This window comes from Pseudomonas sp. IPO3747, assembly GCF_013385245.1.
In the GTDB taxonomy this organism is placed as follows: domain Bacteria; phylum Pseudomonadota; class Gammaproteobacteria; order Pseudomonadales; family Pseudomonadaceae; genus Aquipseudomonas; species Aquipseudomonas edaphica.
In genome coordinates this window covers 66,647-89,531 of sequence record NZ_JACAQL010000007.1, presented here as the reverse complement: position 1 = coordinate 89,531, position 22,885 = coordinate 66,647, and the positions used below count along the sequence as shown (strand labels likewise).

Below are 22,885 nucleotides of genomic sequence, written 5' to 3'. Positions count from 1 at the left end.
TGCTTTACAACCTTCTCATCGGCTTGTCCGTATCGCTACGTTCACGTCTCTGAGGCGCGCTATTCTACAATCTTAAAAACCCCTGTCAACCCTTTAAATTGCTTTTAAGACAATGATTTGCGCTTGTTTCTGATTTCTTCTTGGGGAGAAGAAACCCGTGGGCTGACGTTGCTGCGGGGCGCACTTTACAAGCCTTTGCCTTACAGTTCAACGCCCTATCGAAAAAAAAGGCCCCGCAATGCGGGGCCTCCTCTTATCGCCATACAGGCCGGGCTTAGTGGAAGACGATTTCGTCGTTTTCCACCGTGGCCGCCACGCTGGTCCCCGGCATGAAGCTGCCCGACAGGATCAACTGCGCCAACGGGTTCTCGATCCAGCGCTGTATCGCACGTTTCAGAGGCCGTGCGCCGTACACGGGGTCGTAACCCACCGCGATCAACTTGTCCAACGCCTCGCTGCTCAGCTCCAGGTCAAGCTCACGCTCGGCCAGGCGGCTACGCAGACGGCCCAACTGGATCTCGGTAATACCCGCGATCTGATCCCGCGCCAGAGGCTCGAAGATCACCACTTCATCGACCCGGTTGATAAATTCCGGACGGAAGTGCGAGGTCAGCGCATCCATCACCGCAGCGCGCTGGGCCTCACGATCACCGACCAGCTCCTGGATCTGCGCCGAGCCCAGGTTAGAGGTCATCACGATCACCGTATTGCGAAAGTCCACAGTGCGCCCGTGGCTGTCCGTCAACCGGCCATCTTCCAGCACCTGCAGCAAGATGTTGAACACATCCGGGTGGGCCTTCTCGACCTCATCCAGCAGGATCACCGAGTAAGGCTTACGCCGCACGGCTTCGGTCAGGTAACCGCCTTCTTCATAGCCCACATAGCCTGGTGGAGCACCGATCAGGCGCGCCACCGAGTGTTTCTCCATGAATTCGGACATATCGATGCGCACCATGGCCTCTTCAGTATCAAAGAGGAACTCGGCCAATGCCTTGCACAGCTCGGTCTTACCCACGCCGGTTGGGCCGAGGAACATGAACGAGCCGCTCGGACGATTCGGGTCGGACAAACCGGCCCGCGAACGCCGTACCGCATTGGACACTGCCACCACGGCCTCTTCCTGGCCGATGACGCGCTGGTGCAGCAGGCTTTCCATTTTCAGCAGCTTGTCGCGCTCGCCTTCAAGCATTTTCGACACGGGAATGCCGGTCCACTTGGAGACCACTTCGGCAATTTCTTCCTCGGTCACCTTGCTGCGCAGCAGCTGATTCTCGGGCTTGCCGTGCTGGTCAACCATTTGCAGGCTGCGCTCCAGGTCCGGGATCACCCCGTACTGCAACTCGGCCATGCGGTTCAGGTCGCCTTTACGGCGCGCTGCTTCCAGCTCCTGACGGGACTGCTCGATCTTTTGCTGGATCTGCGCAGAACCCTGCACTTCGGCTTTTTCCGAGGTCCAGATTTCTTCGAGGTCCGAATACTCGCGTTCCAGACGCAGGATTTCTTCCTGAAGTTTTTCCAGGCGTTTCTTCGCTGCGTCGTCCTCTTCTTTCTTAAGTGCCTGGGATTCAACTTTCAGCTGAATCAGGCGCCGATCCAGGCGGTCGAGCACTTCCGGCTTGGAATCGATCTCCATGCGAATGCGGCTGGCCGCTTCGTCGATCAGGTCGATGGCCTTGTCCGGCAACTGACGGTCGGTGATATAGCGATGGCTCAGTTTGGCCGCCGCAATGATCGCGCCGTCAGTGATCGCCACCTTGTGGTGCACCTCATAACGCTCTTTGAGGCCACGCAGGATGGCGATGGTGTCTTCTTCGCTCGGTTCTTCCACCAATACTTTCTGGAAGCGGCGCTCAAGGGCCGCGTCCTTTTCAATGTACTGGCGGTATTCGTTGAGCGTGGTCGCGCCAACGCAATGCAACTCACCGCGCGCCAACGCCGGCTTGAGCATGTTGCCGGCGTCCATCGAACCTTCGCCCTTGCCGGCGCCGACCATGGTGTGCAGTTCATCGATAAACAGAATGATCTGCCCTTCCTGTTTCGACAGTTCATTAAGCAGGGACTTCAGGCGTTCTTCGAACTCGCCACGGAACTTGGCACCGGCGATCAGCGAACCCATGTCCAGCGACAACAAGCGCTTGCCTTTAAGGCCGTCCGGCACTTCACCATTGATGATGCGCTGGGCCAGGCCTTCGGCAATCGCGGTCTTACCCACGCCAGGCTCACCGATCAGCACAGGGTTGTTCTTGGTGCGGCGTTGCAACACCTGGATGGTGCGACGAATTTCGTCGTCACGGCCGATCACCGGGTCCAGCTTGCCTTCTTCGGCGCGCTTGGTCAGGTCGACGGTGTATTTGTCCAGGGCCTGGCGCGACTCCTCATGATTGGGGTCATTCACCGCCTCGCCGCCACGCAGGTTGTTGATGGCGTTTTCCAGGGCTTTTTTGCTCACGCCCTGGCCGAGCAACAATTTGCCAAGCTTGCTGTTGTCGTCCATCGCGGCGAGCAGCACCAGTTCGCTGGAGATGAACTGGTCACCTTTCTGTTGGGCCAGGCGATCGGCCTGGTTAAGCAGACGCGCCAAGTCCTGCGACATGTTCACGTCGCCGGTAGGGTTTTGGATTTTCGGCAGTTGGTCGAGCTCTTTGCTCAACTCCTTGCGCAGGCTGTTGACGTCAAAGCCCACCTGCATCAGCAAGGGCTTGATAGAACCACCTTGCTGTTCCAGGAGCGCCTGCATCAAGTGCGCAGGCTCAATCGCCGGGTGGTCGAGGCCGACCGCCAGGGATTGGGAATCCGAGAGTGCCAACTGCAATTTGCTGGTTAAACGATCAATACGCATTAGTCACCTTCCTTTTGAGCAGGCCGGAGCTAGAAATACACATCCTGAATGAAGAAACCTGCCAGATACCCTTATAGATGGGGTGGATTCTGGAAGATTCAAGCAACTGATCCTTGATGTGGATCAGCATTGACCCAAGTCAGGAGAGTCTAGCGCTCAAGCCAGATAAGGGAGGCGAACCGACCGGTGCGCGGGCTGCGACGATAGGAAAAGAAGCGTGGGTCGGTAACGGTGCATAAACCGCCACCATATACAGCGGTGACACCGCGCGCGGCCAGGCGCAGGCGCGCCAACTGGTAAATATCGGCCATGTACTTGCCGGGGTTGCGGCTAGGTACAAAGGCCTCGGCCGTGGTCGGCAATTGCTGCATGAAGGCTTCACGCACTTCGGGGCCGACCTCAAACGCTTGCGGGCCAATGGCCGGGCCTAGCCACACCAGTACTTCATCGGGCTCGGCATTCAAGCTTTCAAACGCAGCCTCCAATACACCAGCCGCCAGCCCGCGCCAACCGGCATGGGCAGCCGCCACACGTGTGCCGGCGCGGTTGCAGAACAACGCGGGCAGGCAATCGGCGGTCATTGAGGTGCAGGCAATGCCGGGTGTGCTGGTCCAACTGGCGTCGGCTTCAGCGATACGCGAAGGGTCAGCCTCCACCACGGTTATCCCGTGAACCTGGCGTAACCAGGCAGGCTGGATAGTAAAAGCGTCGGTAAGACGGCGGCGATTTTCAAGGACGGCCCCAAGACTGTCCTCGACATGATCGCCCAGATTAAGGCTGTCGAACGGCGCCAGACTGACGCCGCCCGCACGGGTGGTGACGCAGGCTTTGACTCCCGACGGCGCGGGCCAGTCAGGAATCAGCCAGTCACTCATCCTACAAACGCCTCGCGATCCTGCTTGAGCAGCGACAACAACCAGACCAGATCGTCCGGCAGAGGCGATTCCCAGCTCATCCGCTTACCGCTCGTCGGATGATCCAGCTCCAGGAAACGTGCATGCAGTGCCTGGCGCGGGAAGGTTTTCAGCGATTCAACCATGGTCTGGCTGGCCGCTGGCGGAATACGGAAGCGACCACCGTAGGCCGGATCTCCGACCAACGGGAAGTTGATGTGCGCCATATGCACGCGAATCTGGTGCGTGCGGCCGGTCTCCAGCTTCACCCGCACATGCGTGTGGGAGCGGAAACGCTCCAGCACACGGTAGTGGCTGACGGCCGGCTTGCCGCCTTCCATCACAGCCATACGCTGGCGCTGCTGGCCGTGGCGGCCGATCGGGGCGTTGATCTTGCCACCCGCCACCACCACGCCGATCACGATGCATTCGTAGATCCGGCTGACACTGCGGGCCTGCAATTGTGTGACCAACTGCGTCTGCGCCTGAATGGTCTTGGCCACCACCATCAAGCCGGTGGTGTCCTTGTCCAGGCGGTGCACGATGCCGCAGCGCGGCACGTTGACGATGTCCGGCACGTGGTGCAACAAGGCATTGAGCAAAGTGCCATCAGCGTGCCCGACCGCCGGGTGAACCACCAGGCCTGCAGGTTTGTTGATGACCAGGATGTCATCGTCTTCATAGACGATATCCAGCTCGATGTCTTGGGCGACCCATTCTCCCTGGGCTTCCTGCTCGGCAGTCAGCTCAAGAATCGCACCGCCATGGACTATGTCTCGCGGGCGGATAACCGCTCCATCCACAGTCAGGCGGCCGTCTTTGATCCAGGCGGAAAGGCGCGAGCGCGAGTGCTCAGCGAATAATTGTGCGGCGACTTGATCGAGGCGTTGGCCGCCCAATTCGGACGGCACCTCTGCGCGAAGTTCAATTTTATCGGACATGCTCAGACTAGGCGTGGCACAGCCTTTGGTTTCGGCTGCGCGCTTGTGGTTAAATACGGCGTCTTTTGCCCCGAGGCTTTCAACGGGGCGCTCATCATAACAGGACGGCCCCGCCCAAGACAGCGGCCGTCATAGGGACGCAAGCCGCCATGCAAGTGAAACACCTGCTGCTGATCGCCATCCTCGCCATGACTGCTGCTTGCTCGTCAACAAAGGAAGTCGTCGACGAAAACCTGAGCGAAGTCGAGCTGTATCAATTAGCTCAAAAAGACTTGGACAATAATAGCTACACCAGTGCCACAGCCAAGCTGAAGGCCCTGGAGTCGCGCTATCCGTTCGGGCGCTATGCCGACCAGGCACAGCTCGAGCTGATCTACGCCAACTACAAGAACGCGGAGCCGGAAGCTGCAAAATCCGCCGCCGAGCGTTTCATCCGCCTGCACCCGCAGCACCCGAACGTGGACTACGCCTACTACATGAAGGGCCTGACCTCGTTCGACCAGGACGTTGGCCTGCTGGCACGCTTCCTGCCGCTGGACATGACCAAGCGTGACCCTGGTGCTGCCCGCGACTCCTTCAACGAGTTCGCCCAGCTCACCAGCCGCTACCCCAACAGCCGCTACTCGCCGGACGCCAAGCAGCGCATGATCTACCTGCGCAACCTGCTGGCGTCCTACGAGATTCACGTGGCCGACTACTACCTGACCCGTCAGGCGTATGTAGCTGCCGCCAACCGTGGTCGTTATGTAGTTGAGAACTTCCAGGAGACCCCATCCGTGGGTGATGGCCTGGCGGTGATGACCCAGGCTTACCAGGCATTGCACCTGGATGCATTGGCAACCACCAGCCTGGAAACCCTGAAGCTCAACTACCCGGACTCCCCAAGTCTGAAAGACGGCCAGTTCGTGCCTCGGGTAGCTGAAGCAGACAACCGTTCCTGGTTGAGCAAATACACCCTGGGCCTGATCAGTTCCCGCCCACCGTTGCCGCCGGGCGAAACCCGCGCCAACCAGGACGTGATGAAGCAGTTCCAGGACGCCAAGGAAGCCATTCCTTCGGAGCTCAAGCCGCATGACGCCAATGGCGACGTGATCGAAGAAGAAGCACCGCAGGCCCTGGGCAACAATGAAGACCGTTCGTGGTTCAGCTACATGACCTTCGGCGTGTTTGACTGATTGCACACAGCGTCATCAAGAAGGAGCCTCTCGAGGCTCCTTTTTTGTGGGCGTCTTGTTATTGCGCTGTGCGCTTGCCACGCGCTTGGCTAAACTGGCGCATTCCCTGTCGAGAAACTGCCCATCATGCTTCGTCTACTGTTCTGGATTGCCGTCATTGCTGCCGCGGTATGGTTCTGGCGCAAATTCAAAAGCCCGGCGGCTAAACAGCAACGCTCCGCCGAGCCGGGCGCGGCCCTGATGGTGCGCTGCGCCCACTGCGGCGTGCACCTGCCGCAGGATCGCGCACTCAATTCACGCCAGGAGTGGTACTGCACCCAGGCGCACCTGGAACAAGGGCCGAAGTCTATTCAGCGTTGATCCGACCGGCGGGCGCATACGGCGCCGGGTCAATGATCGGGGGACGCCCCAACAGCAAGTCAGCGAACAGTTGACAGGATGCCGGCGCGAGCACCAGCCCATTGCGATAATGCCCGCAGTTGAGCCAAAGCCCTTTGAAACCGGGCACTTCACCGATGTAAGGGATACCTTCCGGTGAACCGGGGCGCAAACCGGCCCAGTGACCTACGACCTGCGCGTCTGCCAGCGCGGGAATCAACTCCACCGCCGATGCCTTGAGACTTTCCAAGGCCGACTCGGTCGGGGTCTTGTCGAACCCTTCATGCTCCAGCGTGCTGCCGATCAGAATGTGCCCGTCACGCCGCGGGATCGCATAACGCCCTTTGGCCAGCACCATGCTCGACAAAAAATCCGACGCACATTTGTACAAAATCATTTGGCCTTTGACCGGCTCCACTGGCAGCGACAGACCCAGCTTGCCGAGTATTTCGCCGCTCCAGGCGCCCGCAGCCAGCACCACCTGATCGCCCAGGATCGGCCCCGCAGCGGTATTTACACCCACGACGTTGCCACCTTCAATAACAAACCCCTCCACTTCGCACTGCTCATGAAGGGTCACGCCCGGCAACGCCAACAGCGCAGCCTTGAGGGATTTGACCAGACGCGGGTTGCGCACATTGGCCACGTTCGCCATGTAGATCGCCTGGGAATATCCACCGCCCAGCACCGGCACGGCATCATGGGCGGCCGACACATCTACCTTGCTCAACGGGCGACCTTCTCGGGCAGCCCAAGCCAACGCTTGGGCTTCATCTTCCAGGTCCAACCAGTACAGGCCTGTGGTGTGAACCTCTGGATCAACCCCGGTGGCCGCAAACAGCCGCTCTGCCAACTGCGGGTAAAAATCCTGCGACCAATGGGCCAGTGCGGTGACCGCCGGGCTGTAGCGCCATGGATACAGCGGCGAAACAATGCCGCCACCCGCCCAGGAAGACTCCTGCCCAAGCCCCGACCGCTCCAGCAGCACCACGGCCTGCCCCTCCGTGGCCAGGTTAAACGCGGTCAACAAGCCGATGACACCGCCACCGACAATCACCACTTGCTGTTGCTTAGCCATCATTTGATCCAGCCGATAAAAAGGGAAAAGCGCACCCGGCGCCCATTCATCCAGTACTCTCATCATTGCCCCCAACACGCCTGGCGCGACATTTCAGGTATCGCGCCCGGGTTGCTGCGCACGCCGGTGCTGGACAAGCTGAACTCACCGCATGGGTCATTTGCCATGATGGCGCCGACTGCAGGCGAGGCGACCAGTGTGAATGACTGGGGGCTCAATGCAGTGCTGATTCTATAGTGATCATTGCCGGCACTGGCGCCGCTTGCATCAATAAAAGTGCCGTGGCGCGTGTAAAAACGTTCGAGGTGCTGCGCCTGCTCAATCAACAGTGCAACGATCTGCGCGCGGTAGGCTTTTTTCACCTGCCCGGTATACGCGGGGTAAGCAATCCCGGCCAAAAACGCGATGATCGCGACCGCGCCCAGTAACTCGATCAGGGTAAAACCTTGGCAATCCTTGCCCATTGATACGCTCCTTACTAGTGAAGTTGTCGCCATAGCACCCGATGAACGCTCAGACCGCCCTCTGCCTGTGCATAGACCGCCTCCAGCACCGTGCGCACTTGGCCACTGCTCCCAACCGCCGTCACGCGGTACAACGCGGCCGGTGTTTCGGCAGGCAAACCCGCCATCCCCACGCCCGCTCCCAGGGATTGCACGCCATACAGGCCGCCCTTCAGGGCAACCCAAGTGACTGCTGACACGGGGTTTGTGCCTGCCTCTATCACCTGCGACGACTCGACCGGCGGCGCACAGGAATTGATTGCCCGACACACCGGCAGTGTCGCGCCTGCCCGCCGGATCACCGACTCACCCAACCGCAGGCCACTTTCGGCGCTTTGGAATGACTGGTTTCGATGCCATACGCTGCCGGTAATCTTTTGTTGGGACACCGCCCCTTGCATCGATGCCAGGCCGATCAGTGACAGCACCAGCAGAAACACCAGGCTGATCAGTAAAACCATGCCGGCTTGCCCTGCATAAAAGCGTTGATGATTGAACATGCTGCCCTACCCCAACCGGTTTCGCAGGGCTGCGACGACGCTGTAGGCCTGATCTTTCACGCGCCCGGTCGGGTCTTGCAGCGTCATGCGCAGGCGTACGCTGCGGATCAGCGATTCATCCGCCGGGCTGGCGTCATAGCGCGCTACCTGCGGCGAACCTGGCTTGCCCGCCACGCCGAAACTGATGTCGAAGGCCTGCACGTTGTCCAACAGCACCGCCTTGGCCGGCGCCGCATGCGTACTGACCTTCAATTGCCCAGTTTCATAGGTGTAGGTGAGTTGGCGCAGCGCAAAGCGGATCTGCCCTGGCGTCGGTGGCGGTGAATTCCCCGCGTAGGCCTGGGCCGTGCCGAGGCAGTCAGAGAGCACCGTCCAGTCAGGCGTGCCGCCCTCACCTGCGACATCGGCGGTGACCAGCGTCAGCGACCAGGAACTGCCTGCAGAATGCCAACCCACAGGTTGATCAAAGGCTGGGGGTGCGTTGTCGATAGCGGCTGTCGCCAGGCAGCCGAACATGCCCGCCTGGCGGATATCCCGGATCATCTTGCCCAGCACAAACCGCGCGTCATCCTGCAGCAGCATGGCGGCCTGTTGGCTGGCTTGAGTCGCGCGAGCGCTGATCGTCACCTGGCTGACACCCAGCACCAGCAGCAACCCGACAGCCAGCGCGAGCAACAACTCCACCAGGCTGAAGCCACGGACAAAGCTTCTCATTGAGGCGCCTGCGGGTCGCTGGTAATGCGGCTGGTGAGGATGAAGGTTTCCCGCGCCCCGGGCGTATTCGCCCCACGGGCATCATCCCAACTGATGCTCACGGTTACCTCGCCACTGCTGATCACCACCGAGCCTTTGGCGTCCTCGCCGGCGAAGCCGATGATATTGGCTTCGAAGTCATGCAGGTCCAGGTCCCGCACGCTGGCCGTCGCGCTAAGGACGGGGGCGGTTTGCGCGACCCCCCATGCATAGTCGGCGCCTGAGTTGGCGCGGATTCGGTCGAGCATATCGTAGGCAATGAAACTGGCCTGGCTGGTCATCCTTGAGCTGTCGGTGTACTTGAGTGCATTGAGCTGGGTCACTGCGGCGCCCAGCAACCCGACGGCGAGAATCAGCACCGCCACCAGCACTTCGATCAAGGTCATGCCGGTTTGCTGTCGAGGCAGCACGCAGGGAAAAAGTCTGTTCGGGCAGGCAAGCATTACCGTCGTCATCCGTGTCGAAGGCTGAAAAAAGCAGCGCAATGCTGCTGTGAGACCCAAGACTAGCGCCGGTTTTTGGCTCGCGCTGCTATCGGAACAAAGGGAAATACTTTGGACATAAAGGCCATCATTCAGCCCCGCCGCCGGGCGCTATACCTAGGTCTCCAAACCCATTTTTACCCTTGCCCATGGAGGGACAGACTATGCAACAACGCGGTTTCACCCTGATCGAACTTCTGTTCGGCCTGTTACTGGGCGGCATCCTGGTGACCGTGGCAGTGCCCGCCTTCAAGGGGTTGCTTGCGTCGCAGCAGCAACGCAGCGCGGCACACTCACTTGCCGAAGGCCTGCGGTTGGCGCGCACTGAGGCAATCACCCGCAATCGCGCAGTGATCATTCAGGCGCTGGAGAACGATTGGAGCCGAGGATGGCAAATCATCGTGGATACAAGCGGGCGCGGCGAGCCGGGTACCGACAACCCTATACTGCTGGAACGGCAGGGCAATGGGCGCGTGCTGATGGCGGGCAATGGGCCAGTCAAGAGCCAGGTACGCTTCAGCGGGCTGGGTGAGCCGGTGTTTGCGGGAGGTGGCTTCCGCGCCGGTACGGTGCACATCTGCGGCACCGACCCGGTACAGAGCCTCTATCAAGTGGTGCTGGCGCCCAGCGGGCGCATCAGCCTGCGCAGTGAGGCCACCGAGCAGGCGCTGTGCGGCTCCGGCACCGTGGCACTCAGAGCAGCGAACGAACCCGCAGCTCTTTGGGCATGGAGAACGTGATGTTCTCTTCGCGACCGGCCAATTCATCCGCGCCGGTGGCGCCCCAGGCCTGCAGTTGCTGGATCACACCGCGCACCAGCACTTCTGGAGCGGAAGCCCCTGCGGTGATGCCAATACGCTCAACGCCGTCGAACCAACTGCGCTGCATGTCTTCAGCGCCATCGATCAGGTAGGCCGGCGTGGCCATGCGTTCAGCCAGTTCGCGCAAGCGGTTGGAGTTGGAGCTGTTGGGGCTGCCGACCACCAGAACCACATCGCATTCGTCGGCCAGTTGCTTGACCGCGTCCTGGCGGTTTTGCGTGGCGTAGCAGATGTCATCCTTACGTGGGCCGCCAATTGCCGGGAAACGTGTGCGCAGGGCATCGATCACACGGCTGGTGTCGTCCATCGACAGGGTGGTTTGCGTCACGAAGGCCAGGCGATCAGGGTTTTGAACCTGCAACTCGGCCACGTCTTTTTCGTCTTCTACCAAGTAGATGGCGCCGCCATTACTGGCGTCGTACTGCCCCATGGTGCCTTCGACTTCCGGGTGACCGGCGTGGCCGATCAGGATGCATTCACGGCCGTCGCGGCTATAGCGCGCGACTTCGATATGCACCTTGGTCACCAGCGGGCAGGTGGCGTCAAACACCTTGAGGCCACGGCCCGCCGCTTCGGTACGTACTGCCTGGGACACGCCGTGGGCGCTGAAGATGACGATAACGTCGTCCGGCACCTGGTCGAGTTCTTCGACAAAGATAGCCCCGCGTGCGCGCAGGTCTTCAACCACGAATTTGTTGTGGACGACTTCATGGCGCACGTAAATCGGCGGCCCGAACACTTCCAGGGCGCGATTGACGATTTCGATCGCCCGGTCCACACCGGCGCAGAAGCCACGGGGGTTGGCGAGTTTGATTTGCATGCTGTGCCTCGTGTCTTGCAGGGCAAGAAATTGGATCAACTCAACTCTACAGGAGTGAGCCCCTGTGGGAGCCGGGCTTGCCCGCGATGCAGACGACCGGGTGTATCAGGTACACCGAGGTGATGCTATCGCAGGCAAGCCAGCTCCCACACAAGCCGGCCCCATAAGCGCCGGTTTCGTCAGTCAGAGCGCTTTAACGTCGATGATTTCAACGTCAAACGTCAAGGTTTTACCGGCCAACGGGTGGTTGAAGTCGATGGTCACTTGCGCGTCATCGAAGGTTTTAACCACGCCGGGCAGCTCGGTGTTCGCCGCATCGTTGAAGATCACCAACAGGCCTTCCGACAGGTCCATGTCCTGGAACTGCGAGCGCGGGATGATCTGCACGTTTTGCGGGTTGGGCTGGCCAAAGGCGTTTTCCGGCAGGATCTGCAAGGTGCGCTTGTCGCCGGCCTTGAAACCGAACAGTGCCGCTTCAAAGCCCGGCAGCAGGTTGCCATCACCGACTTTGAAGGTCGCCGGGGCTTTGTCGAACGTGCTGTCGACCGTGTCGCCATTCTCCAGGCGCAGTGCGAAATGCAAAGTGACTTCCGTGTTCTGGCCGATGCGTTGCTCAGCCAATACCTGATCAGTCATTGACGGTCTCTCCGGTTTTCTTGCTTTTGAACATGTCCAACGCCAGCATGATTGCACCGACGGTGATGGCGCTGTCGGCAAAGTTGAACGCAGGGAAGTACCAGCGGTTCTGCCAATGCACCAGAATAAAGTCGATCACATGGCCCAGGGCAATGCGGTCGTACAGGTTGCCCAGCGCGCCGCCCAGCACCAAGGCCAGGGCAATGGCGAGCCAGGTATCATCACGGCCCAGACGCTTGAGCCAGACCACCAGCACAGCGCTGACAACCACCGCGATCAAGGCAAACAGCCAGCGCTGCCAGCCGCCGCTGTCCGCCAGGAAGCTGAAGGCAGCACCGGTGTTGTAGGCCAGGGTCCAGCTGAAGTAGTCAGGAATGACCACAATCTGCTGGAACATCTGCAGGGAGCCTTCGAAATGAGCCTTGCTGACCTGGTCAATGACCAGGACCAGCACGCTCAGCACGAGCAAACCCAGACGTCCGAAACGACTGGAAGCATTAGGCATAGTGGCGAACCTCGCCAGCACCGCTGATGTTGTCGACGCAACGACCGCAGATTTCCGGATGCTCCGGGTTCACGCCGACGTCTTCACGGCAGTGCCAGCAACGGGCGCACTTAGGAAAGGCCGACTTGACCACTTTGAGCTTGAGGCCCGGCACTTCGGTGGCCACTGCGTCCGCGGGTGCCTGGGCAAACGGTGCCAGGCTCGCGGTCGAGGTGATCAGTACGAAGCGCAGTTCGTTGCTCAGCTTGGCCAGGTCGGCGGTCAGGCCTTCCTCGGCAAACAGGGTGACTTCGGCTTGCAGGTTGCCACCGACGGCCTTGGCCGCGCGCTGAACTTCCAGCTCCTTGTTCACCGCAACCTTGACGGCCATCACGCCTTCCCAGTACTCGCGGCCCAGTTCGAAGTTGGCCGGCAATTCGGTCAGGCCTTCGTACCAGGTGTTGAGCATCACCGATTCGTTACGCTCGCCCGGCAGGTATTCCCACAGTTCGTCAGCGGTGAAGGCCAGGATCGGTGCGATCCAGCGCACCAGCGCTTCAGAGATGTGGTACAGCGCGGTCTGCGCCGAGCGGCGCGCCTTGCTGTTGGCGCCGGTGGTGTACTGGCGGTCCTTGATGATATCGAGGTAGAAACCACCCAGCTCCTGCACGCAGAAGTTGTGGATCTTGGAGTACACGTTCCAGAAACGGTATTCGCCGTAGTGTTCCTGCAACTCGCGCTGCAGCAACAGCGTACGGTCTACGGCCCAACGGTCCAGGGCGAGCATGTCCTCGGCCGGCAGGATGTCGGTGGCCGGGTTGAAACCGGTCAGGTTCGACAGCAGGAAGCGTGCGGTATTACGGATACGGCGGTAGGCATCGGCGCTACGGGCCAGGATCTGGTCCGACACGGCGATTTCGCCCGAGTAATCGGTCGAGGCGACCCACAGACGCATGATGTCGGCGCCCAGGGTGTCGTTGATCTTTTTCGGCTCGATCACGTTTTTCAGCGACTTGGACATCTTGCGGCCCGTCTCGTCGACGGTGAAGCCGTGGGTCAGCAGTTCGCGGTACGGCGCGTGGTTGTCGATGGCGCAGCCGGTCAGCAACGACGAGTGGAACCAGCCACGGTGTTGGTCCGAGCCTTCCAGGTACAGGTCGGCACGCGGGCCGGTGGCGTGACCCATCGGGTGCGAACCGCGCAGCACGTGCCAGTGGGTGGTACCCGAGTCGAACCACACGTCGAGGGTGTCGCTGATCTTGTCGTACAGCGGCGCTTCGTCGCCCAGCAGTTCGGCGGCGTCCAGCTTGAACCAGGCTTCGATGCCTTCCTGCTCAACGCGCAGCGCCACTGCTTCCATCAGTTCAACGGTACGTGGGTGCAGCTCGCCGCTTTCCTTGTTCAGGAAAAACGGGATCGGCACGCCCCAGTTACGTTGGCGGGAGATGCACCAGTCCGGACGGTTGGCGATCATCGAGTGCAGGCGCGCCTGGCCCCAGGCCGGGACGAACTTGGTGTCTTCGATGGCTTTGAGCGAGCGCACACGCAGGGTGTCGCCGCTGGTCGGCTCTTTGTCCATGCCGATAAACCACTGCGCGGTAGCGCGGTAGATCAGCGGGGTCTTGTGACGCCAGCAGTGCATGTAGCTGTGCTTGATGGTTTCGGTGTGCAGCAGCGAACCGACTTCACGCAGTTTGTCGATTATCGGCTCGTTGGCCTTGAAGATGAACTGGCCGCCAAAGAACTCCAGCGACGGCGCGTACACGCCATTGCTCTGCACCGGGTTGAGGATGTCATCGTTGACCATGCCGTAGGCTTTGCAGGTCACAAAGTCATCAACGCCGTAGGCCGGCGCGGAGTGAACCACACCAGTACCCGAACCCAGCTCCACGTAGTCAGCCAGGTACACCGGCGACAGACGGTCATAGAACGGGTGACGGAAATTGATCAGTTCCAGCGCAGTGCCGGTGGTGGTGGCGATGACCGAACCTTGCAGCTCGTAGCGCGCCAGGCAGGCTTCGACCATTTCTTCGGCCAGCACCAGCAGGCGATCACCGACGTCCACCAGGGCGTAGGTGAATTCCGGGTGCACGTTCAGCGCCTGGTTGGCCGGGATGGTCCACGGGGTGGTGGTCCAGATCACGATGGCTGCAGGCTTTGGCAGGCTGGATAGGCCAAAGGCTTGGGCCAGCTTGTCGTCGTCGGCGATCGGGAAGGCCACGTCGATGGTCGAGGACTTCTTGTCTTCGTACTCGACTTCCGCTTCAGCCAGGGCCGAACCGCAGTCGAAGCACCAGTTCACGGGCTTGAGGCCCTTGAACACGAAACCGCCTTTAACGATTTCAGCCAAGGCACGGATTTCACCGGCCTCGTTCTTGAAGTTCATGGTCTTGTACGGGTTGTCCCACTCGCCCAGCACGCCCAGGCGGATGAATTCGGACTTCTGCCCTTCGATCTGCTCGGTGGCGTAGGCACGGCACAGTTCGCGGGTTTTATCCGCGCCCAGGTTCTTGCCGTAGGTCACTTCGACTTTGTGTTCGATCGGCAGGCCGTGGCAGTCCCAGCCCGGAACATAAGGCGCGTCGAAGCCCGACAGGGTTTTCGAACGCAGGATCATGTCCTTGAGAATTTTGTTCAGCGCATGACCGATGTGAATCGTGCCGTTGGCATAAGGAGGGCCGTCGTGCAGGACGAACTTCGGACGATCCTTGCCAATTTCGCGCAACTTTCCGTACAGGCCAATACTGTCCCAGCGCTGCAGGATCTGCGGTTCGCGCTGTGGCAGGCCGGCCTTCATTGGGAAGGCGGTGTCCGGAAGGTTTAGCGTGGCTTTATAGTCGGTCATTTAAGGCTCTTCGGTTAGCGATGGGCGCTAGGTGCGGCTAGTGCACGGGCGGCGGCGACATCCGCATTGATCGCCGTTTTCAACGCCTCAAGGGAGGCGAAACGCTGCTCTTCACGCAGCTTCTGGTGGAAAACCACCGTTAAACGCCGGTCATACAAATCACCGGCAAAATCCAAAAGGTGAACTTCCAGGTGGGCCTTGCCATCACCTGCAACCGTGGGCCTGACGCCTATGTTGGCGACTCCCGGCCACGATTGGCCGTCGATGTCGACACTCACCAGGTAAACCCCGGTGAGTGGCACACGACGACGCTTGAGCTGCACGTTGGCGGTTGGCGTGCCCAGTTGGCGCGCCAGCTTCTGACCGTGCAATACCCGCCCGGCAATGCGGAACGGGCGACCGAGCAAACGCTCGGCCAAGGCGAAGTCGGCAGCCGCCAGTGCGTTACGCACCTGGGTACTGCTCACGCGCAGGCCGTCCAGTTCGACGGTTTGCGCGGCTTCGACGGTAAAACCTTGATTCACACCAGCGTGTTGCAGGAAGTCGAAATCGCCGACGCGGTCGCAGCCGAAACGGAAGTCGTCGCCGACCTCCAGGTGCTGCACGCCCAGGCCATCTACCAGGATACGGTCAACGAACTCGGCGGCGCTGAGGCTTTGCAAACGCTGATTGAAGGCCAGGCACAGCACACGGTCCACGCCCTCTTCAGCCAGCAGTTGCAGCTTGTCGCGCAGGCGGGCCAAGCGCGCCGGAGCCGTCTCGGGGGTAAAGTATTCCCGCGGCTGTGGCTCAAAAATCACCACGCAGCTGGGCACGCCCAACTCGACCGCACGTTCACGCAGCCGGCCCAGGATAGCCTGGTGGCCACGGTGAACACCGTCAAAGTTGCCAATAGTGGCGACGCAGCCCCGATGCTCGGGGCGCAGGTTGTGGAGACCTCGAACCAGCTGCATAACGCGCTTCTTGCTCATAAAGTGGTCGATTATAACCACACCCGGCCCCGGACGACAGGCAACAGCGCAGGCCAAATGGATCGAATCGATAAAACAACCGTTTTATCACGGCAAAGTCTCTAGCCAAGCGACTTTCGATTGAAATCACGCAGACGGAAGCCTTGTAACAGCAACATCCCGAAGTACACCACCACACCTGCCACGACCAGAACACCCAGGCGCATGAAGCGTTCAAGCATATGGCCTTGATCCCAGGCGGGCATGAAGTGCATCAGGCCCAACAACACCGCCGACATCATCGCCACCGCCACCAGCAGCTTGAGGGCAAACAGGCCCCAGCCCGGCTGCGGCTGATACATCTGCTGCTTGCGCAGTTGATAAAACAGCAGGCCCGCGTTGATGCAGGCACCCGCGCTGATCGCCAGGGCCAGGCCGGCATGGGCCAACGGGCCGATAAACACCAGGTTGAGCAGTTGCGTGACGATCAGGGTGAAGATTGCGATCTTGACCGGCGTGCGGATGTTTTGCTGGGCGTAGAAGCCCGGCGCCAGCACTTTGATCACGATAATGCCGAGCAGACCGACGGAGTAGGCGACCAGTGCGCGCTGGGTCATTGACGCGTCAAACGCGCTGAACTGGCCGTATTGGAACAGCGACACGGTCAACGGCTCAGCCAGAATGCCCAGGGCCAGGGAACACGGCAACACCAGCATAAAGCACAGGCGCAGGCCCCAGTCGAGGATGCGCGAGTACTCCTGGCGGTCCTTGCTGGCATAGGTGCGCGACAGCGTCGGCAGCAAGATTGTGCCCAAGGCTACACCCAGTACGCCGGACGGCAACTCCATCAAGCGATCGGCGTAGTACATCCAGGAGACCGAACCGGACACCAGCAAGGATGCGAACGCAGTGTTGATGATCAGGGAAATCTGGCTCACCGACACGCCCAGGATCGCCGGCAGCATATTGCGCATCACGCGCCATACGCCGGTGTCCTTGAGGTTCAGCCGCGGCAGCACGAGCATGCCGATTTTTTTCAGGTGCGGCAGTTGGTAAAGCAACTGCGCCAGGCCGCCGGCCAGCACCGCCCAGCCTAGGGCCATAACCGGCGGGTCGAAGTACGGCGTCAGGAACAGCGCAAAAATAATCATGCTGACGTTCAGCAACGTCGGCACGAAGGCCGGCACCGAGAAACGGTTCCAGGTATTGAGGATCGCCCCGGCCAGGGATGACAGCGAGATCAGCAATATATAAGGAAAGGTCACCCGCAACAGGTCAGTGGTCAGCGCGAATTTTTCCGGGGTATTGGCAAAACCGGGGGCCGTGGCCCAGATCACCCAGGGCGCGGCAAGCATGCCGACGAGGGTTACCAGCATCAGTACCAGGGTCAGCAAGCCCGAGACATAGGCAATAAAGGTACGGGTCGCCTCTTCACCCTCCTGGGTTTTGTATTCGGCCAGGATCGGCACGAACGCCTGGGAAAATGCGCCCTCGGCGAAGATCCGCCGCAACAGGTTGGGCAGTTTAAAGGCAATAAAGAACGCATCCGTGGCCATGCTGGCGCCGAAAATGCGTGCCAGCAGGGTGTCACGCACAAACCCTAAAACCCGGGAGATCATCGTGATAGAGCTGACGGCAGCCAACGATTTGAGCAGATTCATTGAAAGAGTTTGCGCCTTTAGATAAAGAGCAGGCGAACAAAGCGCCCACTTATGCGATACTGCGCGCCTGCAACAGCACAGAGCCAAAGCTCGCGAGTTTACAGGTCAAGCGCCGGAAATAAATCACCCGCCTCTTCAGATCGACCACTCAGCAGTTCGCATCAGCCGCCCTTGACAACCCATCAAGTCATCGGCATGATTCGCGGCCTATTTTGTTTGCTATTTCCTAAAAAGTCTTTCGAGGAGCTCGACGGTGGCCAACACACCTTCCGCCAAAAAACGTGCAAAACAGGCTGAGAAGCGTCGCAGCCACAACGCCAGCCTGCGTTCCATGGTTCGTACCTACATCAAGAATGTAGTTAAAGCCATCGACACCAAAGACGCTGAAAAAGCTCAAGCTGCTTACGTTCTGGCTGTGCCTGTTATCGACCGTATGGCCGATAAAGGCATCATCCACAAGAACAAAGCCGCTCGTCATAAGAGCCGCCTGAATGGCCACATCAAGGCTCTGAACGTCGCTGCAGCAGCCTAAGTGGTAACAACTGCCACGTAACTCAGGTTACGTAACAGTTAAGAAATGCCCCGAACCGAAAGGTCCGGGGCATTTTTGTTTGTGCTCAATAACTTGGGCGCACGGATCAAAATGTGGGAGCGGGCTTGCCCGCGATTGCGGTGGTTCAGTGGTGAACAGGCCAGCTGACACGCCCCCATCGCGGGCAAGCCCGCTCCCACATGGCTGTGCCTGTTATCGACCGTATGGCCGATAAAGGCATCATCCACAAGAACAAAGCCGCTCGTCATAAGAGCCGCCTGAATGGCCACATCAAGGCTCTGAACGTCGCTGCAGCAGCCTAAGTGGTAACAACTGCCACGTAACTCAGGTTGCGTAACAGTTAAGAAATGCCCCGAACCGAAAGGTCCGGGGCATTTTTGTTTGTGCGCGATAAGATCAAAAATGTGGGAGCGGGCTTGCCCGCGATTGCGGTGGGTCAGTGATGTATAAGGCGGCTGACACGCCCTCATCGCGGGCAAGCCCGCTCCCACACTTGAACTGCAGTGTATTTTCGGGCGCAAAAAAACGCCCCGAACCAGTCGGGGCGTTTTTGCTACCTATTGATCAAACCACAATCAATGGTGATGACCGCCTTCACCGTGGACGTGGCCGTGGGCCACTTCTTCCTGGGAGGCGTCGCGGATAGCAACGATCTTCACTTGGAAGTTCAGGCGCTGACCAGCCAGAGGGTGGTTGCCGTCGACAGTCACGTCGTCGCCGTCCAGATCGCGGATGGTGACGATCTGCATCTGGCCGTCCGGAGCGGATGCGTGGAACTGCATGCCCACTTCCAGCTCATCAACGCCTTCGAACATGCTGCGGCTCAGGGTGCTGACCAGTTCGGCGGAGTATTCGCCGTAAGCATCTTCAGGTTCTACGGCGACAGTCAGTTCGTCACCGACGTTCTTGCCTTCCAGAGCCTTCTCCAGGCCCGGGATGATGTTACCTGCACCTTGCAGGTAGACCAGCGGCGCGCCGCCGGCGGAGCTGTCGATGACCTCACCAGCGTCGTTGGTCAGGGTATAGTCGATGGAGACAGCCTTGTTAGCGGCGATCGTCATGGGGCGAGACCTTTTGCATAAGAATGAAGAACGGACAAGTCTAAACAAGGATTTGCCCGAAAGCGAACAGAACCCGGACAGACGGAACCGATCAACGGCATCCTTCATCATCGGTTTCCATCAGGATGAGGACAACCATTGGGTGGCCGAGCTGTCTTGCGGCCACACCCAGCACCTGCGCCACCAGCCGCCATGGCAGTCGCGCGCCTGGGTACTCGATACCGCGCAACGTCTTGAAAAAATAGGCCAACCCTTTACGTGCGGCTGGTGTGCGCAAGCGCCTGAATAACGATAACCTTGGTGCCTGATTCCCGGTAGGCGCTCAGCCATAGAACGCCACCGAAGCCATGCACCTCCAGAGAATTCGCATGCAGACTTTTTTTATCGCGCCCACCGATTTTGGTGTGGGTCTGACCTCCATCAGCCTTGGGCTGGTGCGCACCCTTGAGCGGGCCGGGCTGAAAGTCGGCTTCTTCAAACCGATTGCCCAGCCACATCCGGGTGACACCGGCCCCGAGCGCTCCACCGAACTGGTGGCGCGCACCCACGGCCTTAAGCCACCACAACCCTTGGGCCTGGCCCATGTGGAACGCATGCTCGGTGACGGTCAGCTCGACGAGCTGCTCGAAGAAATCATCACCCTGTACCAGCAAGCCGCCGTGGGCAAAGACGTGCTGATCGTCGAAGGCATGGTGCCGACCCGCAGCGCCAGCTATGCGGCGCGGGTCAACCTGCACCTGGCCAAGAGCCTCGACGCAGAAGTGATCCTGGTGTCGGCGCCGGAAAACGAAGTGCTCACCGAACTATCGGGCCGCGTGGAATTGCAGGCCCAACTGTTCGGCGGCCCCAAAGACCCGAAAGTGCTGGGCGTGATCCTCAACAAAGTGCGCACCGACGAAAGCATGGAAGACTTCTCGGCGCGCCTCAAGGAGCACTCGCCCCTGTTGCGCAGCGGCGATTTCCGCCTGCTCGGCTGCATCCCTTACCAGCCCGAACTCAACGCCCCGCGCACCCGCGACGTGGCCGACCTGATGGGCGCACAGATCCTCAACGCCGGCGACTACGAAACCCGGCGCATGACCAAGATCATCATTTGCGCGCGCACCATGCGTAACACCGTGGAGCTGCTAAAGCCGGGCGTGCTGGTGGTAACGCCGGGCGACCGTGACGACATCATCCTGGCCGTCAGCCTCGCCGCGATCAACGGCGTCCCCTTGGCCGGCCTGTTGCTGACCAGCGACACCCTGCCCGACCCGCGCATCATGGACCTGTGCCGTGGCGCCTTCCAGGCCGGGCTGCCAGTCCTTTCCGTGAGCACTGGCTCCTACGACACGGCCAACCAGCTCAACAGCCTGAACAAAGAAATCCCGATTGATGACCGCGAGCGCGCGGAGATCATCACCGATTTCGTCGCCAGCCACCTCGATGCACGCTGGCTGCACCAACGCTGCGGCACGCCACGGGAAATGCGCCTGTCGCCCGCGGTGTTCCGCTATCAGTTGATCCAGCGCGCCCAGGCCGCCAACAAACGCATCGTGTTGCCCGAGGGCAGCGAGCCGTTGACCGTGCAGGCCGCCGCCATCTGCCAGGCCCGGGGCATTGCGCGCTGCGTGCTGCTGGCCAAACCTGCCGACGTGGAAGCCGTCGCCCGCGCCCACGGCATCGAATTGCCCGAAGGCCTGGAGATTCTCGACCCGGACCTGATTCGCCAGCGCTATGTCGAGCCAATGGTCGCACTGCGCAAGAGCAAGAGCCTCAACGCGCCGATGGCCGAGCAACAATTGGAAGATACGGTGGTGATCGCCACCATGATGCTCGCGCTGGATGAAGTGGACGGCCTGGTTTCCGGGGTTATTCACTCCACCGCCAACACCATCCGCCCTGCCCTGCAGCTGATTAAAACGGCGCCGGGCTGCACCTTGGTGTCGTCGGTGTTCTTTATGCTGTTCCCCGAGCAGGTGCTGGTGTACGGCGACTGCGTGATGAACCCGCACCCAAGCGCCGTGGAACTGGCGGAAATCGCCCTGCAAAGTGCCGACTCCGCCGCTGCCTTCGGCATTACGCCACGGGTGGCGATGATCAGCTATTCCAGCGGTGATTCGGCCAGCGGCGAAGAAGTGGAGAAAGTCCGCGAAGCCACCTTGCTCGCCCACGAACAGCAAAGCTCGCTGCTGATCGACGGCCCATTGCAATACGATGCCGCGGCCAATGAAACCGTGGCAAGGCAGTTGGCGCCCAACAGCCAGGTCGCCGGTAAAGCCACGGTGTTCGTGTTCCCGGACCTGAACACCGGCAACACCACGCACAAGGCCGTGCAACGCAGCGCCGACTGCGTAAGCCTGGGCCCCATGCTGCAAGGCTTGCGCAAACCGGTGAACGACCTGCCGCGCGGTGCACAAGTGGACGACATCGTGTACACCATCGCCCTGACGGCGATTCAAGCCGCCAACCGACCTATGGATATCTAAATGCTGGATTTTCTACCTGCCGCCGTACGCGGGGTAATCGCGTCCTTGTTGTTGGCGCTGAACACGATCCTGCTGTGTTCGTTCCTGTTTGTTGTCGCGCTGTTCAAGGCGCTGCCATTTGCCAAACGCTTCAGCGAATGGCTGATGAACCACACCCACGAAGCCTGGGTGACCAACAACAAGGGCTGGATGAACCTGGTGCGACGCACACGCTGGCACCTGACTGGCCTTGAAGGCCTGGACTACCAGCACTCGTATCTGGTGACCAGTAACCACCAGAGCTGGGTCGACATCATGGTGCTGCAATACGTGCTCAATCGCCGGATTCGGCCGCTGAAGTTCTTCCTCAAGCAGGAACTGATCTGGGTGCCGGTGATTGGCCTGGCATGGTGGGCGCTGGGCTTCCCGTTTATGAAGCGCTACACCAAAGCTTACTTGGAGAAGCACCCGGAGAAGAAAGGCAAAGACCTGGAAACCACGCGCAAGACCTGCGCGAAGTTTCGCGACAACCCGGTGGGTATTTTCAACTTTGCCGAAGGCACGCGGTATACGCCGGGCAAGCACGCACAGCAGAAATCGCCGTTCCGTTACCTGCTCAAGCCCAAGGCCGGTGGCATTGCGTTTGTGCTGGATGCCATGGGCGAGCAGCTCAAGTCATTGGTGAACGTGACCATCCACTACCCGGCCGGGCGTCCAGGGTATTGGGATTTGTTGTGCGGGAATGTGAAAGACGTGGTGGTGCACTTTGAGGAAGTGCAGATTCCAGCCGGGTTTATCGGCAAGAATTATGAGCAGGATGGGGAGTATCGGTTGGCGTTCCAGGGGTGGATCAACCGGTTGTGGGAAGACAAGGATGCGCTGCTGGATAAGCTTCACACGGAATACCCAGGCCGCCACTGACCGACCTGTGAATGCAATCTAATGTGGGCTGGCTTGCCTGCGATAGCTGACTGTCAGTTGATGGGTATGTTGCTGACCCACCGCTATCGCAGGCAAGCCAGCTCCCACAGTGACCGCGCCAGACCTTGAGAAAGTAAAAAGCCC

General features: G+C 60.2%; 22 protein-coding genes and 1 pseudogene. 8 read left to right on the top strand and 15 right to left on the bottom strand.

Annotated elements, in window-relative coordinates; translation table 11 throughout:
* Positions 1-274: 274 nt before the first annotated feature.
* The 3 genes from clpB to rluD all read right to left on the bottom strand — a co-directional run bounded on the left by clpB (position 275) and on the right by rluD (position 4,673).
* The gene (gene clpB / locus HX790_RS11250; protein ID WP_017137594.1) at positions 275-2,839 is read right to left on the bottom strand and encodes an ATP-dependent chaperone ClpB; all 2,565 of its coding nucleotides are present in this window, start codon (positions 2,837-2,839) and stop codon (positions 275-277) included.
* 149 nt (positions 2,840-2,988) lie between these two features.
* Positions 2,989-3,714, bottom strand: a complete 726-nt coding sequence (pgeF, locus tag HX790_RS11245; RefSeq protein WP_176991542.1) for a peptidoglycan editing factor PgeF — start codon at positions 3,712-3,714, stop codon at positions 2,989-2,991.
* Positions 3,711-4,673: a 23S rRNA pseudouridine(1911/1915/1917) synthase RluD gene (gene rluD, locus HX790_RS11240; protein WP_017137596.1), complete on the bottom strand. Its 963-nt coding sequence runs from the start codon at positions 4,671-4,673 to the stop codon at positions 3,711-3,713. The genes pgeF and rluD overlap by 4 nt, the downstream gene beginning before the upstream one ends.
* A 149-nt stretch (positions 4,674-4,822) precedes the next feature.
* Between rluD and HX790_RS11235 the strand changes: the two genes are divergently transcribed.
* Complete coding sequence (locus HX790_RS11235; protein ID WP_017137597.1) at positions 4,823-5,848, top strand: outer membrane protein assembly factor BamD; 1,026 nt, start codon at positions 4,823-4,825, stop codon at positions 5,846-5,848.
* Positions 5,849-5,974: 126 nt separating this feature from the next.
* Entirely contained in the window at positions 5,975-6,208 is a 234-nt protein-coding gene (locus HX790_RS11230; protein WP_017137598.1) for a PP0621 family protein, read from the top strand.
* Here the strand turns inward: HX790_RS11230 and thiO are convergent.
* The 5 genes from thiO to pilV form a co-directional block, all read right to left on the bottom strand.
* Positions 6,195-7,304, bottom strand: a complete 1,110-nt coding sequence (gene thiO, locus HX790_RS11225) for a glycine oxidase ThiO (RefSeq protein ID WP_017137599.1) — start codon at positions 7,302-7,304, stop codon at positions 6,195-6,197. The genes HX790_RS11230 and thiO overlap by 14 nt on opposite strands.
* A 62-nt stretch (positions 7,305-7,366) precedes the next feature.
* Entirely contained in the window at positions 7,367-7,768 is a 402-nt protein-coding gene (locus HX790_RS11220; RefSeq protein WP_017137600.1) for a type IV pilin protein, read from the bottom strand.
* A 14-nt stretch (positions 7,769-7,782) separates the two neighbouring features.
* Positions 7,783-8,307: a PilX N-terminal domain-containing pilus assembly protein gene (locus tag HX790_RS11215; RefSeq protein WP_176991541.1), complete on the bottom strand. Its 525-nt coding sequence runs from the start codon at positions 8,305-8,307 to the stop codon at positions 7,783-7,785.
* A 6-nt stretch (positions 8,308-8,313) separates the two neighbouring features.
* Entirely contained in the window at positions 8,314-9,021 is a 708-nt protein-coding gene (locus tag HX790_RS11210) for a prepilin-type N-terminal cleavage/methylation domain-containing protein (RefSeq protein WP_176991540.1), read from the bottom strand.
* Positions 9,018-9,503, bottom strand: coding sequence for a type IV pilus modification protein PilV (pilV, locus tag HX790_RS11205; RefSeq protein WP_138451311.1), 486 nt, complete (start codon positions 9,501-9,503; stop codon positions 9,018-9,020). Before pilV ends, HX790_RS11210 begins: the two co-directional genes overlap by 4 nt.
* A gap of 203 nt (positions 9,504-9,706) precedes the next feature.
* On the opposite strand from pilV, the gene HX790_RS11200 reads away from it, so the two are divergent.
* Positions 9,707-10,282: a GspH/FimT family protein gene (locus HX790_RS11200; RefSeq protein ID WP_138451313.1), complete on the top strand. Its 576-nt coding sequence runs from the start codon at positions 9,707-9,709 to the stop codon at positions 10,280-10,282.
* On the opposite strand, the gene ispH is transcribed toward HX790_RS11200, so the two are convergent.
* The 6 genes from ispH to murJ form a co-directional block, all read right to left on the bottom strand.
* On the bottom strand, positions 10,236-11,183 hold the full coding sequence (ispH, locus tag HX790_RS11195; protein WP_017137605.1) for a 4-hydroxy-3-methylbut-2-enyl diphosphate reductase: 948 nt from the start codon (positions 11,181-11,183) through the stop codon (positions 10,236-10,238). The genes HX790_RS11200 and ispH overlap by 47 nt on opposite strands.
* A gap of 183 nt (positions 11,184-11,366) precedes the next feature.
* Positions 11,367-11,804: an FKBP-type peptidyl-prolyl cis-trans isomerase gene (gene fkpB / locus HX790_RS11190; RefSeq protein ID WP_010213263.1), complete on the bottom strand. Its 438-nt coding sequence runs from the start codon at positions 11,802-11,804 to the stop codon at positions 11,367-11,369.
* Between the two features lie 7 nt (positions 11,805-11,811).
* A complete protein-coding gene (lspA, locus tag HX790_RS11185; RefSeq protein ID WP_017137607.1) occupies positions 11,812-12,324 on the bottom strand; it encodes a signal peptidase II in 513 nt (170 codons plus the stop codon).
* Positions 12,317-15,148 carry an isoleucine--tRNA ligase gene (ileS, locus tag HX790_RS11180; RefSeq protein WP_017137608.1) on the bottom strand — a complete coding sequence of 944 codons (2,832 nt, stop codon included), beginning with the start codon at positions 15,146-15,148 and terminating at the stop codon, positions 12,317-12,319. The genes lspA and ileS overlap by 8 nt, the downstream gene beginning before the upstream one ends.
* Before the next feature lie 14 nt (positions 15,149-15,162).
* Positions 15,163-16,101, bottom strand: a complete 939-nt coding sequence (gene ribF, locus HX790_RS11175; RefSeq protein WP_016971190.1) for a bifunctional riboflavin kinase/FAD synthetase — start codon at positions 16,099-16,101, stop codon at positions 15,163-15,165.
* 119 nt (positions 16,102-16,220) lie between these two features.
* The gene (gene murJ, locus HX790_RS11170) at positions 16,221-17,759 is read right to left on the bottom strand and encodes a murein biosynthesis integral membrane protein MurJ (RefSeq protein ID WP_176991539.1); all 1,539 of its coding nucleotides are present in this window, start codon (positions 17,757-17,759) and stop codon (positions 16,221-16,223) included.
* Between the two features lie 253 nt (positions 17,760-18,012).
* Between murJ and rpsT (HX790_RS11165) the strand changes: the two genes are divergently transcribed.
* Both rpsT (HX790_RS11165) and rpsT (HX790_RS11160) read left to right on the top strand, forming a co-directional pair.
* Positions 18,013-18,291, top strand: coding sequence for a 30S ribosomal protein S20 (rpsT, locus tag HX790_RS11165; protein ID WP_003171647.1), 279 nt, complete (start codon positions 18,013-18,015; stop codon positions 18,289-18,291).
* Between the two features lie 194 nt (positions 18,292-18,485).
* Positions 18,486-18,614, top strand: a pseudogene (gene rpsT, locus HX790_RS11160) (30S ribosomal protein S20); the annotation flags it as partial.
* Between the two features lie 273 nt (positions 18,615-18,887).
* Here rpsT (HX790_RS11160) and HX790_RS11155 read toward each other — a convergent pair.
* Positions 18,888-19,373: a peptidylprolyl isomerase gene (locus HX790_RS11155; protein WP_003188398.1), complete on the bottom strand. Its 486-nt coding sequence runs from the start codon at positions 19,371-19,373 to the stop codon at positions 18,888-18,890.
* Here HX790_RS11155 and HX790_RS11150 point away from each other — a divergent pair.
* The 3 genes from HX790_RS11150 to HX790_RS11140 all read left to right on the top strand — a co-directional run bounded on the left by HX790_RS11150 (position 19,372) and on the right by HX790_RS11140 (position 22,741).
* Positions 19,372-19,662 carry a DUF3565 domain-containing protein gene (locus HX790_RS11150; RefSeq protein ID WP_017137610.1) on the top strand — a complete coding sequence of 97 codons (291 nt, stop codon included), beginning with the start codon at positions 19,372-19,374 and terminating at the stop codon, positions 19,660-19,662. The genes HX790_RS11155 and HX790_RS11150 overlap by 2 nt on opposite strands.
* 79 nt (positions 19,663-19,741) lie before the next feature.
* A complete protein-coding gene (pta, locus tag HX790_RS11145) occupies positions 19,742-21,841 on the top strand; it encodes a phosphate acetyltransferase (RefSeq protein WP_176991538.1) in 2,100 nt (699 codons plus the stop codon).
* Positions 21,842-22,741, top strand: coding sequence for an acyltransferase (locus HX790_RS11140; protein WP_169986836.1), 900 nt, complete (start codon positions 21,842-21,844; stop codon positions 22,739-22,741). It abuts the gene before it with no gap.
* Positions 22,742-22,885 lie beyond the last annotated feature (144 nt).